General features: G+C 70.7%; 14 protein-coding genes and 1 tRNA gene. 8 read left to right on the top strand and 7 right to left on the bottom strand.

Annotated elements, in window-relative coordinates:
* Nucleotides 1-562: 562 nt before the first annotated feature.
* The 3 genes from Q0937_RS02365 to Q0937_RS02355 form a co-directional block, all read right to left on the bottom strand.
* Nucleotides 563-636: transfer RNA gene (locus Q0937_RS02365), tRNA-Pro, on the bottom strand.
* Nucleotides 637-693: 57 nt separating this feature from the next.
* Nucleotides 694-1,635, bottom strand: a complete 942-nt coding sequence (locus tag Q0937_RS02360; protein ID WP_299299325.1) for a metallophosphoesterase — start codon at nt 1,633-1,635, stop codon at nt 694-696.
* A gap of 1 nt (nt 1,636) precedes the next feature.
* On the bottom strand, nt 1,637-4,036 hold the full coding sequence (locus tag Q0937_RS02355; RefSeq protein WP_299299323.1) for a penicillin-binding protein: 2,400 nt from the start codon (nt 4,034-4,036) through the stop codon (nt 1,637-1,639).
* A gap of 278 nt (nt 4,037-4,314) precedes the next feature.
* Here Q0937_RS02355 and Q0937_RS02350 point away from each other — a divergent pair, with 278 nt between their 5' ends.
* The 4 genes from Q0937_RS02350 to Q0937_RS02335 all read left to right on the top strand — a co-directional run bounded on the left by Q0937_RS02350 (nt 4,315) and on the right by Q0937_RS02335 (nt 6,287).
* Nucleotides 4,315-4,617, top strand: coding sequence for a WhiB family transcriptional regulator (locus tag Q0937_RS02350; protein ID WP_299299321.1), 303 nt, complete (start codon nt 4,315-4,317; stop codon nt 4,615-4,617).
* A gap of 162 nt (nt 4,618-4,779) precedes the next feature.
* Nucleotides 4,780-4,950, top strand: coding sequence for a DUF4177 domain-containing protein (locus Q0937_RS02345; protein WP_262424549.1), 171 nt, complete (start codon nt 4,780-4,782; stop codon nt 4,948-4,950).
* A 7-nt stretch (nt 4,951-4,957) separates the two neighbouring features.
* A complete protein-coding gene (locus Q0937_RS02340; RefSeq protein WP_299299644.1) occupies nt 4,958-5,458 on the top strand; it encodes a RidA family protein in 501 nt (166 codons plus the stop codon).
* Between the two features lie 10 nt (nt 5,459-5,468).
* Nucleotides 5,469-6,287: an MBL fold metallo-hydrolase gene (locus Q0937_RS02335; protein WP_299299317.1), complete on the top strand. Its 819-nt coding sequence runs from the start codon at nt 5,469-5,471 to the stop codon at nt 6,285-6,287.
* A 212-nt stretch (nt 6,288-6,499) separates the two neighbouring features.
* On the opposite strand, the gene Q0937_RS02330 is transcribed toward Q0937_RS02335, so the two are convergent.
* Nucleotides 6,500-7,177 carry a Crp/Fnr family transcriptional regulator gene (locus tag Q0937_RS02330; RefSeq protein ID WP_299299315.1) on the bottom strand — a complete coding sequence of 226 codons (678 nt, stop codon included), beginning with the start codon at nt 7,175-7,177 and terminating at the stop codon, nt 6,500-6,502.
* Between the two features lie 157 nt (nt 7,178-7,334).
* Here Q0937_RS02330 and nth point away from each other — a divergent pair, with 157 nt between their 5' ends.
* From nth to Q0937_RS02310, 4 genes are all read left to right on the top strand, one after another.
* Nucleotides 7,335-8,042: an endonuclease III gene (gene nth / locus Q0937_RS02325; protein WP_299299313.1), complete on the top strand. Its 708-nt coding sequence runs from the start codon at nt 7,335-7,337 to the stop codon at nt 8,040-8,042.
* Entirely contained in the window at nt 8,039-8,737 is a 699-nt protein-coding gene (locus Q0937_RS02320; RefSeq protein WP_299299311.1) for a CoA pyrophosphatase, read from the top strand. The genes nth and Q0937_RS02320 overlap by 4 nt, the downstream gene beginning before the upstream one ends.
* A gap of 198 nt (nt 8,738-8,935) precedes the next feature.
* On the top strand, nt 8,936-9,322 hold the full coding sequence (locus Q0937_RS02315; protein WP_299299309.1) for a cold-shock protein: 387 nt from the start codon (nt 8,936-8,938) through the stop codon (nt 9,320-9,322).
* A 3-nt stretch (nt 9,323-9,325) separates the two neighbouring features.
* Nucleotides 9,326-10,498, top strand: coding sequence for a DUF3027 domain-containing protein (locus Q0937_RS02310; RefSeq protein ID WP_299299307.1), 1,173 nt, complete (start codon nt 9,326-9,328; stop codon nt 10,496-10,498).
* 212 nt (nt 10,499-10,710) lie between these two features.
* On the opposite strand, the gene Q0937_RS02305 is transcribed toward Q0937_RS02310, so the two are convergent.
* The 3 genes from Q0937_RS02305 to Q0937_RS02295 all read right to left on the bottom strand — a co-directional run bounded on the left by Q0937_RS02305 (nt 10,711) and on the right by Q0937_RS02295 (nt 13,762).
* A complete protein-coding gene (locus Q0937_RS02305; RefSeq protein ID WP_299299642.1) occupies nt 10,711-11,844 on the bottom strand; it encodes a DNA polymerase III subunit delta' in 1,134 nt (377 codons plus the stop codon).
* Between the two features lie 110 nt (nt 11,845-11,954).
* The gene (gene tmk, locus Q0937_RS02300) at nt 11,955-12,686 is read right to left on the bottom strand and encodes a dTMP kinase (protein WP_299299305.1); all 732 of its coding nucleotides are present in this window, start codon (nt 12,684-12,686) and stop codon (nt 11,955-11,957) included.
* Complete coding sequence (locus tag Q0937_RS02295; RefSeq protein WP_299299303.1) at nt 12,683-13,762, bottom strand: Gfo/Idh/MocA family protein; 1,080 nt, start codon at nt 13,760-13,762, stop codon at nt 12,683-12,685. Before Q0937_RS02295 ends, tmk begins: the two co-directional genes overlap by 4 nt.
* Between the last annotated feature and the right edge of the window lie 29 nt (nt 13,763-13,791).

The raw sequence follows: 13,791 nt of genomic DNA, 5'->3' as shown, positions 1-13,791 counted from the left end.
ATCGCAGGCGATCACTTTCTCCGTCGCCCTGCAGAGGGTCTGTGCGGCGACGTGGACGGCGCGCGCGCGAGGCCTGCACCCGTCACCCAGGGAAGTGGAGGAAGCGACCGGGCCGGTGACGGGAAGGCGGCAGCCCGGTGAGCGCCACCCGACCAGGGCGGCACCGCCCGCCACTGTATGTGCAGGTCATGCCTGCCCCACGGGGGAGTTTGCCTGCCATCATCAACGTTTTTGCCAAGATTTTGCTAAAAACCATAAAATTGCCCCGTGTTCCCGCCGGGAATGGATGTTTCCCTGTGGTAGTTACACGACTGTTATTCATCGAAGGGGGCGCGCCGACTCATGATTTCGGGAGCGATCCGGGTGTGAGACGGCTGGTCAGCGCCACATTGGTTTGTCAGGAATGTCCGTTTAGGAATGCAAGTGCGTGAAGGGGAGACCATCGCGGGAATGCTCGAGATGACAATGCTCGAGATGACAGATGGCAATGCTCGAGATGACCCCGGGCGGTGACGACGAGAAGGGCCGGGAGATCTTCCGATCTCACGGCCCTTCTCTCCGGTCGGGGTGACAGGATTTGAACCTGCGACCTCCTCGTCCCGAACGAGGCGCGCTACCAAGCTGCGCCACACCCCGGAGGTGCTGCACCGAAGTGGAGCACCGAGGAGAAACTTTAGCAGGCCCCGAGCGTGCTCACTTCCCCGAAGCGGGCTTCGGGGCACGCAACGTGAGCAAGGTCGCCTCCGGGGGCGTCAGGAACCGGTAGTCCGAATAGGGGCTCGCGCCCATGCCGGCGCTCACGTGCAGCGGTACGCCCTGCCACGTGGACAGGCCGCGCGCCTGCTGACGCGGAAGATCGCAGTTGGTCACGAGCGCCCCGATGCCCGGCAGCCGCAGCTGCCCGCCGTGGGTGTGCCCGGCCAGGATCAGGTCGGCACCGTCGGCCACGAAGGAGTCCAGCACCCTGCGGTAGGGAGCGTGCGCGACGCCCAGGCGGAGCACGTTGCCGTGCGCGGGCGGGGGCACAGCGGCCGGAGCTGGCATCTCATCGCGCTCGAGGTGCGGGTCATCGACCCCCACCAGACGGATCTCGAGCCCACCGAGCTCGATGCTCGCACGGCTGTTGGTGAGGTCCTTCCACCCGTGCTCGGAGAGCCTCCGCGCCAGCTCCCCGGTGGGCAGCGTCAGCTCCTTGGGCGCGGTCATGCCCTCGGGGCGCGGATCCGGCAGCAGGTACCGCGCGGGATTCTTCGGGCTGGGCTCGAACATGTCGTTGGAGCCCATCACGAAGGCCCCGGGCCGTCGCAGCAGCGGCTCGAGCGCCTCGGCCAGCGCGGGCACCGCGGCCGCGGAGGCGATGTTGTCCCCGGTGTCGATCACCAGGTGCGGCCGCAGCATCCCCAGGTGCTCGAGGAATTCCAGCTTGTGCTTCTGCTCGGGCAGCAGGTGGATGTCGCTGATGTGCAGCACCCTGATGGTGCGGGTGCCAGGGGGGAGGATCCGCAGCTCGATCTCGCGCAGCGTGTACCGGTGGATCTCGATGTGACGAGCCCAGATATGCGCCGCTGCGCCGGCGCCCAGGCCCAGCGCCCCGAGCGCTCCGACGGTCCAGCCGGCGGCGGGAGGCAGCCGCATCTCAGCCCTCACCGGAGGACTGGCGGATGACGACGGTCTCGTTCTCCGGCAGCTTCGTGCCGGCGGCGGGATCGCTCCCGATCACATACCACTGGCCGACGTCGGAGCTGGGTTCGTTGCGCACCTCGACCGTGTAGCCCGCGGACTCCATCGTGGCCTGCGCCTGGCTGAGCACCATGCCCGAGACATCGGGCACCACGCCCTCCTGGACCACGTCGGCAGTGGGCGCGGCGGGGGGCTTCGGTGCGGCCGGGAACGGCTCGCTGGGCAGCCCCTGGTGCACCCGGTCCATGTACTCCTGCCAGGTGGGCAGGGAGACGGTGTTGCCCCAGACGCTGCCGCTGCGGAGCATCTGGCCGTCAACGTCGAAGCCGCCGGGACGGATGTTCGCCTGAGGATGGCCGAACCAGACCGCCGTGGACATCTGGCGGGTGAAGCCGACGTACCAGGTGTGGAACTGGTCGCCCGAGGTGCCGGTCTTGCCGCCGGCGGGATGTCCCTCGATGATCTTGCCCTTGCCGGTGGCCTTCGGGTCCTCGAGGTCCTGCTGGAGGGTCCATGCCATCGCGTCGGCGACCTCCTTCTCGACCGCCTGGTGGCATTCGGCGCCGGAGATCTCCATCGGATCGCCGTTGCGGTCGGTGACCTCGGTGATCGACTGCGGCCTGCAGTAGGTGCCGCCCGAGGCGTAGGTCGCGTAGGCGCTGGCCATGTCCAGGGCGGAGATCCGCAGCTCGCCGAGGACCAGCACCGCCGGGGCCAGCTCGGTGCCGTACATGTCCTCGATCGGCATCTCCCAGGTGGTGGCGTCATACGGGTTGAAGGTCGCCGGGACCGCCCCGATGTTGCGTGCGGTGTTCGCGATGTTGCACAGATCCAGCTGGCCGGCCATGTCCGTGTAGCTGGTGTTGATCGAGAACTTGGTCGAGTTCAGGACCGTCTCCATCGGCGCGATCCTCACCGAGACCGCGTTATCGGGGTTCCAGCCCTTGCTCTCGCGCCAGGCCCCCCCATTGAGGCATTTCGCGGGGGCGTAGGTGATCGGCTCACGGACGGTGCTGACCTTGTCGTAGATCGACCGGTCGCTCTCGAGCCACTCCTGCAGCACGAAGGGCTTGAAGGTCGAGCCGACGGGGAAGCCGCTGCCGCCGCCGAGCGCCTGCGGGACGTTGTAGTTGATCGCGGTCTCTCCCGGCCCCACTTCCTGATAGGGGTTGAAGGAGCGGTTCTCCGCCATCGTGAGGATCTTCCCGGTGCCCGGCTCGACGGTCACGATCGAGTGGCCGAAGCCGTGCTGGGCGTCGGCGGGGACCTTGCGCTGCAGGATCTCGGTGGCCGCCGCCTGGGTGCTCGGATCCAGAGTGGTGCGGATCGTGAGCCCGCCGCCGTAGAGCAGCTTGCGCCGCTCCTCGTAGGTGGGGGCGAAGGTCGGGTCGTTCAGCAGCGACCGGGTCACGTAGTCGCAGAAGAAGCCGCTGGTGCCCGCGTCGGCGCAGCCTGCCCGCACGTTCTGGATCTTCAGCATCTCGGCGACCGGCTGGGCGGTGTACTGCTCGTACTCCGCCTCGGTGATGTACCCCTCGCGGCGCATGTCGCCCAGCACCTCGTTGCGACGCTTCTCGCCGGCTTCGGGGTGGGCGACAGGGTCGTACTGGTTGGGACCGTTGGTGATGCCTGCCAGCAGGGCGGCCTCGCCCGGGTTGAGGTCCTTCGCATTCTTCGAGAAGTAGTGCCGGGAGCCGGTCTCGACCCCGTACTGGGAGGGCCCGAACTGCGCCACGTTCAGGTACGCGTTGAGGATCTGCTCCTTGGACCACTCCTTCTCGAGCGACAGCGCGAGCTTCGCCTCACGAAGCTTGCGGCCGTAGGTCGTGGCAGTGGCGGATTCGATGTCCTCCTGGTCACCCCGCTGGACCGCGTCCATCAGCAGCGCGTTCTTCACGTACTGCTGGGTGAGGGTCGAGCCGCCCTGGGTGGCGCCGCCGGCCGCGTTCGAGGCGAAGGCGCGGAACATGCCCTTGGGATCCACGCCGCCGTGCTCGAAGAAGCGGCGGTCCTCGACGGCGACCACCGCATGCTGCATGTGCGGCGAGATCTCCTCAAGCGGCACCATGATGCGGTTCTCGGTGTAGAAGGTGGCCAGCAGCGACCCGTCGGCCGCTTCGATGCGGCTGGCCTCGTTCAGCGGTGCGACCTCGAGCTCGGCCGGGTAAGACTCGAACAGATCCACCCCGTCCTTGGCGACGGCCGAACCGGCGGAGACCGCCGGCAGGAAGAAGGCGGCCAGCAGCACGCCGGCCAGCGCGGAGACGGCGAGCATCCCCAGCAGCAGGTAGACGGTCTGCAGCAGAGCAACGGGAAGTGAGCGTCCGGACGCGGACGCAGGCGTGGTGCGGGGCATGGTCACACAGTACGGGGCGGCCCGGGTCGGGGGCCATGAGGCATGCCACGCCTGCGGGATCTTCACGAACCTGATGCACTCCCGAGATCTTGCAGGAGGGCGGCGGGACAGCCGTGGGGGTGGTGAGCTCCATGCGGCGGGAGCGGCCTCAGCTCCTATATCACGACCTGGATCTGGAGGTGCGGAGCAGTCCAGGTTTTGCCATGTGGCGGCGGTCTCCATACAGTTGGGCACATGTACGGATCAACGTCGATTCGGGACCTGGGAAGGGGACGAGGATGACTATTGCGGCAACGCCGATCACGGAAGACTCAAGTTGGGCGACGCGAGGTGCCTGCGTGAGCATGGATCCGGACGGGTTCTTCGTGCAGGGTGCCGAGCAGCATGCGGTCAAGACCGCCTGTGGCGCGTGCCCGGTGCGCACCGAGTGTCTGGCCGACGCTCTGGACAATCGTGTCGACTTCGGGGTGTGGGGCGGGATGACGGAACGGGAGCGTCGGCGCATGCTGCGCCGCCATCCCGATGTGCGCGACTGGTCGGAGGCGCTGCGCCGGGCCGAACGGCAGGCCGTCGGCAGCTGAGGGAGCTGCGGTGGCTGCGGGAGCGGCGGGAGCTGCGGCAGCGTCACCGGGCGCTGCCGATCTCCGGGTGCTGCCGGCCGCCAGGTGCTGCCGCGTCCCCCGGACCCCCTGCGGGACCGAGGACTCTCCTCGCCACGGCGCCGTCACCGGTAGGCTCGCGCCATGAGCACTTACACCCGCTGGGAGTACCTGACCGTCCCGCTGCTGATCCACGCGACCAAGCAGATCCTCGACAACTACGGCGAGGAGGGGTGGGAGCTGGTCCAGGTCGTGCCCGGTCCGAACCCGGAGAACCTGGTCGCCTACCTCAAGCGTCCGCTGGGCGAGGGCTGAACCGGTGATGGTCGCCTCGGGCCGCAGCGCCCGCATCCGCGCCCGGCTCGATGAGCTCGGGCTCTCGCTGCCATCGGTCGCCGCACCGGTCGCCGCCTATGTGCCGGCCGTGGCGAGCGGTCACCACGTGCACACCTCCGGGCAGCTGCCCTTCGTCGACGGAGCCCTGCCGCTGACCGGCAAGGTCGGCGCCGAGGTCACTGTGGAGCAGGCCTCCGAGCTCGCCGCCACCTGCTGCCTCAACGCCCTGGCGGCGATCGAGGCGCTCGTGGAGGACCTGGACCGGGTGGTGCGCGTGGTCAAGCTGACCGGCTATGTCGCCTCGGACCCGTCCTTCACCGCCCAGCCCGCTGTGATCAACGGGGCGAGCACCCTGCTCGGCGAGGTCTTCGGAGAGGCCGGCCAGCATGCCCGCGCCGCCGTCGGCGTCGCGGTGCTCCCGATGGACGCACCGGTCGAGCTCGACCTGCTGGTGGAGCTCGACGGTCCGGCTCGTCCGGGCGCGTGAGCACCGCGCCATGAGCGAGCACGACCCGCAGCGGGACCCCTCGGCCCCCGCGGTCGAGCTGATCACCATCCGGGCCGACAACCCGGGGCCGATGACTCTCACCGGCACCAACAGCCACCTGGTGCGCGACGGGGATCAGGTCTGGATCGTCGATCCCGGGCCCAAGGATCCCGAGCACCTCGCCGAGCTCCTGCTGAGCTGCGGGGGCGCGCGCCCCCAGGGCGTGCTGGTGACCCATCGGCATCAGGACCACACCGCCGGCGCCGCCACCCTGGCCCGGCAGCTGGCCGCGCGCAGCGGACGCGAGGTGCCGCTGTGGGCCGCCGATCAGTCCGCGGTGCCCGGCTCGCGCCCGCTGCCCTCCACCCTCGAGAGCGATCAGGGGACCGTGGGGCACGTGATCCACCTGCCCGGCCACACCTCCGACTCCGTCGGCGTGCTGGTCGATGGCGGTCGGCTGCTCAGCGGCGACACCCTGCTGGGCGGCTCCTCGACGGTGATCATCCCGGAGGACGGAGGGTCGCTCACCGACTATCTCCAGTCGCTCGCGATCCTGCGCGCGATGACGATGGACGGGCGGATCGGCTCGATCCACCCCGGTCATGGCCCCTCCTACGACTCGCCGCTGGACGTGCTCGAGGCGCTGGAGCAGGCGATCGCCCACCGTCGTGAGCGCATCGAACAGGTGCGCCGGGCTCGGACCGCGGGCGTGCTGACCATGGACCGGCTGCTGCGGGTGGTCTACGGCGCGGAGCTTCCCACGCAGCTGCAGGACGCGGCCCGCTGGAACCTCCGCGCCGCGCTCGACCACCTCGCCGAAGGGCACTGAGCACCCCGACACGCGGGCCGCGCCCCGACCCGCGGGCCGCGCCGTGCCTCGCGGGCTGCGCCCCGACCCGAGGGCCGCGCCCTGCCACGTGGGCCGCGCCGTGACACACGGGCCCGGAACGCCGAGACCACCGATCCCTTCCATATCGGGAAGGAATCGGTGGTCTCGATGCGCGTGTCGCGCCTCAGCGCGGGACGCTCAGCAGGCGGGCCTCAGCGGGCGCGGCGGCGCAGTCGCTCGACGTCGGCGATCAGGACCGCGCGGGCCTCGAGGCGGATCCAGCCGCGAGAGGCGAAGTCCGCAAGGGCCTTGTTGACCGTCTCGCGGGAGGCGCCGACCAGCTGGGCGAGCTCCTCCTGGGTGAGGCCGTGGGCGACCATCACGCCGTCGTCCGTCTGGCGACCGAAGCGCTGGGCGAGGTCGAGGACGTTCTTGGCGACGCGGCCGGGGACGTCTGCGAAGACCAGGTCGGCGAGCGACTCGTTGGTCTTGCGCAGGCGACGTGCCAGCGAGGCGAGCAGGTGGCGGGCGACGTCCGGACGCTGGGCGAGGACCCGGTAGAGGTCCTGCTGCGAGAGCGAGAAGAGGGTCGACTCGGCGACCACGGTGGCAGTCGCGTTGCGCGGCGCCGGGTCGAAGAGGGACAGCTCGCCGAGCGTCTCGCCCGGGCCGAGCACGGCGAGCAGGTTCTCGCGGCCATCGCCCGAGGCGTGGCCGACCTTCACCTTGCCCGAGCCGATGATGAACAGACGGTCGCCCGGATCTCCCTCACGGAAGATGATGGCGCTGCGGTGGTAGTCCTCCTGCTTCATCGACGCCAGCACGGCCTGCTTGCCGTCCTCGTCGAGCGCAGCGAACAACGGTGATGACCGTACGATGTTCTCGTCCACGGAACCTCCTGAGTGTGGGGCCCCGATTTCCGGGACCGTGCTGTGAGACGCCTGTGGCGGACGCCACGAAGACCGGTGGCGACTGTCACATGATGGTCAAACACTATCGTGCTCGCGGCGCAGAGGCCCGCCACCCGCCCGAGGAGGTGCTGTTCAGATGTCGAGGCCGGTTCTTCACACGGACGACGGAGAAGGTGCCGCAGCCGCTGCTGCCGTGGCTGACGGGGCGCGGGTCGCGGCCGCCCTCGAGGAGCTCTATCCCGAGGCCCGCACCGAGCTCGACCACCGGAACGCACTGGAACTGCTGGTCGCGACGGTGCTCTCGGCACAGACCACCGACGTCCGCGTCAACGAGGTGACCCCGGAGCTGTTCACACGCTGGCCCGATGCGAAGGCGCTCGCCGGAGCTGACGAGGCCGCGCTCACCGAGGTGGTGCGTCCGCTCGGAATGGGTGCGACACGGGCGCGTCGCCTGATCGGCCTGGGCCGGGGGCTTCTTGAGCGGCATGACGGCGAGGTCCCCGACGGCCAGGCCGCGCTCGAGCAGCTGCCCGGAGTGGGTCGCAAGACCGCCCACGTGGTACGAGGTGCCTGGTTCGGCCACTCGCTCCTGGCCGTCGACACTCATGTGGGCCGGCTCGCCCGGCGCCTGGGATGGTCGACGCACAACGACCCGCGCGGGGTCGAGAAGGACCTCGTGGCCCACCTCGAGGCCGATGGCGTCGGCGAGCATGACGACGCCGGCAACCTGACCCGTCTCGGACTTCGCCTGATCCTCCACGGCCGCCGGGTCTGCACCGCACGGGCACCCCGCTGCGGGGACTGCGCCCTCCTCGAGCTCTGTCCCCGGGTGGGGGTCGCATGAGCGCCACGCCCCGGCCCACCCTCCGCCTTCCGGGCGATGCCGAGTTCCTCGCTCCGCTCGCGGCGCGTGCCGCGGCGGGCGACGTGCTGGTCACCCGCGACCCGGACCCGCGGGACCCGGACGTCCGCGGGCGGGCCGTGCGCCGCAGCGCCGTGCTGATCCACATCGCCGGCACCGGGCTCGACGATGCTCGAGTGGTGCTCGAGGAGCGCGGGCATGCACTGCGCTCGCAGCCCGGACAGTTCTCCCTCCCCGGCGGCGGACGTGATCCGGGGGACCGCGATGACGTCCACACCGCGCTGCGGGAGGCACAGGAGGAGACCGGGCTGGATCCCGTCGACGCGCACGTGCTCGGCGCCTTCGCCCCGATCCCGATGCCCTGGCGGATCCAGCGCGTCACCCCGGTGCTGAGCTGGTCGCGGTCGGTGCCGACGCTGGGCGTGCAGGATCCGATCGAGGTCGAGCGACTGGTCTGGGCGCCGCTGACCGGCCCGGGGTCGCTGACCGATCCGGCGCACCGGCTCCGCGGACTGCTGGGCGGGCAGAGGGTGGGGCCGGCCTTCGATCTCCCCGGCGATGCTTTCGTCTGGGGGTTCACCGCGATGATCCTGGAGAAGGTGCTCACCGGGCTCGGACTCGACCCGGTGCCCGCGACCGCTCCGACCCGAGAGATCCCCCCGGAGAGGCGGCGCTGACCCCCGGTTCGGTGGCCGTCGTCACCTCGCGAGAATCCGCTCGCCAACCGCGGGTCCGGGCGCGATAGACTCGAGTGTTGCCGGACGGTCTCCGGCAACCCCTCGGGGTGCAGCAGGAGCGGCCGGCACGGACGCTCCGCACGCCCCGGACACCAGTACCGGCAGACCGATGAGCAGCAGACAAGGAATGGGATCCACGTGCCACGCGGCAAGGTGAAGTTCTACGACGCCGAGAAGGGGTTCGGCTTCATCCTCGATGACGAGGATGGTCAGAGCGTGTACGTGCACGCCTCGAACCTGCCCGAAGGGGTCAGCGCCCTCCGGCCCGGTGCCCGGGTCGACTTCGACATGGTCGATGGTCGGCGAGGTCCGCAGGTGCTCTCCCTGCAGCTGCTCGAACCGGCTCCGTCGGTCAGCCGAGCCCGGCGCCAGAAGCCCGAGGACATGGCGGGGATGGTCGAGGACCTGATCCGGTTGCTCGACGACGCCTCCAACGGGCTGCGTCAGGGCCGCTACCCCGATCGGGGGCACTCCCAGAAGATCGCCACCGTCCTCCGTGCCGTTGCCGACAACTTCGAGGCTTGAGACATGACGTCACCGACCACCGCCCCCCGCCGCGCCCGCACCGCGCGGCCGAAGCTGGACACGATCGCGTCCGCTGCCATCGAGCTCGCCAGGGAGGCGCTGCTCGAGGTCACCGAGCCGGGCCAGGTCGGTGAGCACCTGCGGGTCGAGGCGAGCGGGGAGCGGCTGGTCACGCACGTCTTCGAGTGCACCATGCCTGGTTACCGCGGCTGGTCCTGGGTGGCCGTGCTGACCCGAGCCTCCCGCGCCAAGGTCGCGACCGTCGCTGAGACCGCGCTCCTGCCCGGGGAGGATTCGATCCTGGCACCGGACTGGGAGCCCTGGTCCGAGCGGCTGAAGCCCTCCGATGTGGGTGCGGACGACCTGCTTCCGTACCGCGATGACGACGAGCGGCTCGAACAGGGCTATGAGGCCACCGGGGACGAGGACGCCGATCGCGTCGCGCAGTGGGAGCTCGGCCTGGGCCGTGCCCGGGTGCTCTCCGCGGAGGGTCGCAGCGACGCCGCCGAGCGCTGGCTCGAAGGAGACTTCGGCCCGCGCGAGACCTCCGGTCGTGGCCGGCGCGGCACCGTCTCGGCCAACTGCACCAGCTGCGGCTTCCTCTCGAAGCTCTCCGGCTCGCTCCGCGGCGAGTTCGGCGTCTGCACCAACGAGTGGTCCCCGGCAGATGGCCGGGTCGTGCACCTCAACTTCGGCTGCGGCGCGCATTCCGAGACCGGCCAGCAGGAAGAGGACCGGGAGATCCCCCGCAGCAGCGGGGTGATCGTCGACGAGCTCGACGTCGACTTCCAGCGCGACGCACCGGCTGATCGGGCCGCTGCGGCAGACGTCGCGACGGAGGGTCGTCCCGTGGCGACCACTCCGGCCCGCGACGACGTCGCACTCGAGGCTCGCGATGACGTCACACTCGTCACTGCCGCCACGGCCGGTGAGGTGCCTGAGGCCACTGAGGCCGACGAGTCCGCCGGGGTCGGCGAGATGCCGGAGACCGACGAGGCGGGTTCTTCCGAGGACCCGGCCCCCACCGGCGAGCCGAGGCTCGCAGAGCAGCCCTCGTCCGCGGGGGAGCTGCCGGGGACCGGTGAGGAACCCGCTGACGACGCCTCCGCGACCGGGCAGCTCGCGTTCGAGTCGCTGAATGACGAGATCCCCGAGGCGGACTCGCCCGAAGACTGACCAGGGCCCCGGCTCTTCCTCGCCAGTCATGAGCGCTTCTGTTCCTTTCGTGGAACGGGAGCGCTCTTGCCTGTTCGGCCACCGGAGAATGTGGGCGGCCACCGGATTGCGGGCGGTCACCGAGAGATGTGGGCGGTGGCCGGGGGGACACGGGCGGATCGGGCGGGGCCCGGGTGGTCGCCGGGTCAGCCGGGACGGTCAGCGCAGAACGGTCAGCGCAGGGAGACGGCGATCCGGGCCAGGAGGGCCTCGATCGCGAGCAGCGGCGGTACGTTCCCGCTGATGCGTTCGCGCGCCCCCTGCACCGCCTCGAGCAGGCCCAGCGTGATCTGCCCGGAGACCTGAGCGGCAGTCCGCTCGATCTCGGGAGCCACATCGATGTTGACCAGCTCGGAGCCTGTGCCCAGCTGACGGCTCAGCACATCGCGGAGCACGGAGTGGGCATCGAGCAGATATCGATCGAGCACGTCGCGGACCAGACGGGTCTGTCGACGCTTGGCATCCTCCTCGAGCTGCCGGACCTGCGAGCGCAGCGACGGCGGCACCTTGCCGTCCTCGATTCCGGCCGAGCGCAGGAAGCGCTGCTTCTCTTCGACGGCGACGAGGTCCGCATGCTCCTTCGCCTCGGCGGTGGCGCGGTCCACCAGCGCCTGGGCGGCGAGCACCGCCTGCCCGGCCCCGCGCAGGGAGAGCAGGGTGCGCGCGGATTCCTCGCGGGCGGCCAGCGCGCCCTGCTGCGTGGCATAGCGCAGCGCCAGCCCGATGTGCCCCTGGGCGGCGCGCGCGGCACGCACCGCGAGGTCCTCATCGACGCCGTCGCGGCGTTGCAGCAGCTCGGCGACCACGGCCGAGGACGGCACCGAGAGCGTCACCAGGCGGCAGCGGGAACGGATGGTGGGGGCGAGATCCTCGGCGGAGGGCGCGCACAGCATCCACACGGTCGACGGCGGGGGTTCCTCGATGGACTTCAGCAGCACGTTGAAGGTGCCGGCGGTCATGCGATCGGCATCCTCCACGATCACCACCCTGTGGCGACCGGTGGCCGGGGAGCGCTGGGCGGTCATCACCAGCGCGCGCACCTCCTCCTTCGCGATCGAGAGCTTGTCGGTCGCGACCACGGTGACGTCCGGATGGGTGCCGGCGAGGGTGGTGCGGCAGGCGCGGCATCGGCCGCAGCCGCTGGCCTGCTCGCACTGCAGGGTGGCGGCGAAGGCCCGCGCGGCGGTGGAACGACCCGAGCCCGGAGGTCCGGTCACCAGCCAGGCCTGCGCGAGGGACCCCTCGGGGGAGGCGGCGCGGCGGAACTGGGAGACGGCGGCCTCCTGCCCCACCACATCGGCCCACACCCCATCGGCCGGGACGGAAGAGCTCCTGCCGCCGACGGCACCGGTGCCCCCAGAATCGGCGCCCGCTGCACCAGGACCATCCGCCCCGGGGGTGCCGAGCCGGGTCGCGGTCACTGCTCGTCCCGGTGCCGGGTGGGTGGGGCCGGCTCGAAGGTGGGATCGAACAGGCTCAGCACCTCGGCGACGGCCGTGAGCACGCGCGCATGGACCTCGTCGCGGGGGAGGTTCCCGTCGATCACCGCGTACCGGTCCGGATCCGCAGCGGCGAGATCGAGGAACTCCCGACGCACCGATTCATGGAAGGCCAGACCCGCCACCTCGAGCCGGTCCAGGGTGGTCGAGTCACGGCGCTCGTCAAGGGTCTGGGTCGGCACATCCAGCAGGATCGTGCGGTGGGGGAGGAGGCCGTCCACCGCCCAGAGCGAGAGCGAGGTGATCTCCTCGGCATCCAGATCCCGCCCGGCACCCTGATAGGCGACCGAGGAGTCGAGATAGCGGTCGCTGAGCACCAGCCCACCGCGCGCCAGATGCGGGCGCACCACGGTGGAGATGTGGTGGGCGCGGTCCGCGGCGTAGAGCAGCGCTTCCGCCCGGGGCTCGACGTGCTCGCCGTGCAGCAGCAGCTCACGGATGCTCTCGCCGAGCGGGGTGCCGCCCGGCTCCCGGGTGGTGAGGATGAGGTCTTCGGCGACCGAGCGCTCGGTGACCAGGTGGTCCCGCAGCATCTGCATCTGGGTGGACTTCCCGGCGCCGTCACCGCCTTCGAAGGAGATGAACACCCCGCGCCGCGGCGGGTGCGGTGAGGGGATGCGCAGTCCGCGCGCCGATTCCAGGATGCTCATGCGGTCACCTCGCCGGGGTAGACCACGCCGAGCTCCGCCCTCATCGCGTCCATCGTGGACATCACGCTGAGGGTGTCCCCCCAGCTCATCAGCGGGGACTCGAGCTCGCCGGCGGTGATGCGGCGGGCCGCCTCGGCGATCTCGTACGCCATGCCGTCTCCGCGCGCGCCGGGATGCTCGAAGGTCGCGGTGCGCCCGTCGTGGAGGGACACGGTCAGGGTGCCGGGGGCGAAGAACGGGCCGGACAACCGGGCCGACCCCGCGGTGCCGCTGACCACAGCCTCGGTCGGGGTGCGGGACAGCAGCGTCGCGGACAGGCGGGCGCGGCCGCTGCGCCGGCCCTGGGCGAGGAGCGCGACATAGGCGTCGACCGCGGTCTCCTCGGAGAGGTGTCCGCGCACGGCGAGGTCGGAGAGGTCGCCGAGCACCATCTGCGCGATGGAGACCGGGTACACGCCGAGATCCAGCAGCGCTCCGCCACCGAGCTCAGGGGCGAACATGCGATGCGCGGGATCGGCGGGGAAGGACTGGCCGTGATCCGCGGTGACCTCGACGATCTCCCCCAGCAGGCCGGAAGCGATCACCTGGCGGAGCACGTCATACTGCGGCAGGAAGCGCGCCCACATCGCCTCCATCGCGAACACGCCGCGCTCGCGGGCGAGGTCCAGCAGATCGTGGGCCTGGCCCACGTTCAGGGTGAAGGCCTTCTCGACCAGCACCGGGATCCCGGCGTCGAGCACCGGCCGGGTCAGCGCATGGTGCTGGGCATGGGGGGAGGCGATGTAGACCGCATCCAGGCCGCCCGCGGCGAGCATCTCCTCCACGGAGTCGAAGGCCCGCTCGATGCCGTGCTCCTGCGCGAACTCCTCGGCGCGCTGCGCGGAGCGGGAGACGACGGAGACCACCCGGGAGGCGGTGGCACGGTGCGCGGTGGCCGTGAACTGGCCGGCGATATGCCCCGGAGAGATCACACCCCAGCGCAGACCCGGCGCGGTGGCCGGGTCGAGGACGGTGGTGGGCGGCAGCGTCAGCGAGGGGGCTGCCGCAGGCTCGTCGGGTGCGTCGGTCTCGGTCATGGGTCCAATCTATCGGTCGGGCTGACACC

The organism is uncultured Brachybacterium sp. (assembly GCF_947500705.1).
GTDB lineage: Bacteria > Actinomycetota > Actinomycetes > Actinomycetales > Dermabacteraceae > Brachybacterium.
Note: the sequence above shows the minus strand (reverse complement) of the source record. Positions and strands in the feature narration are given on the sequence as shown.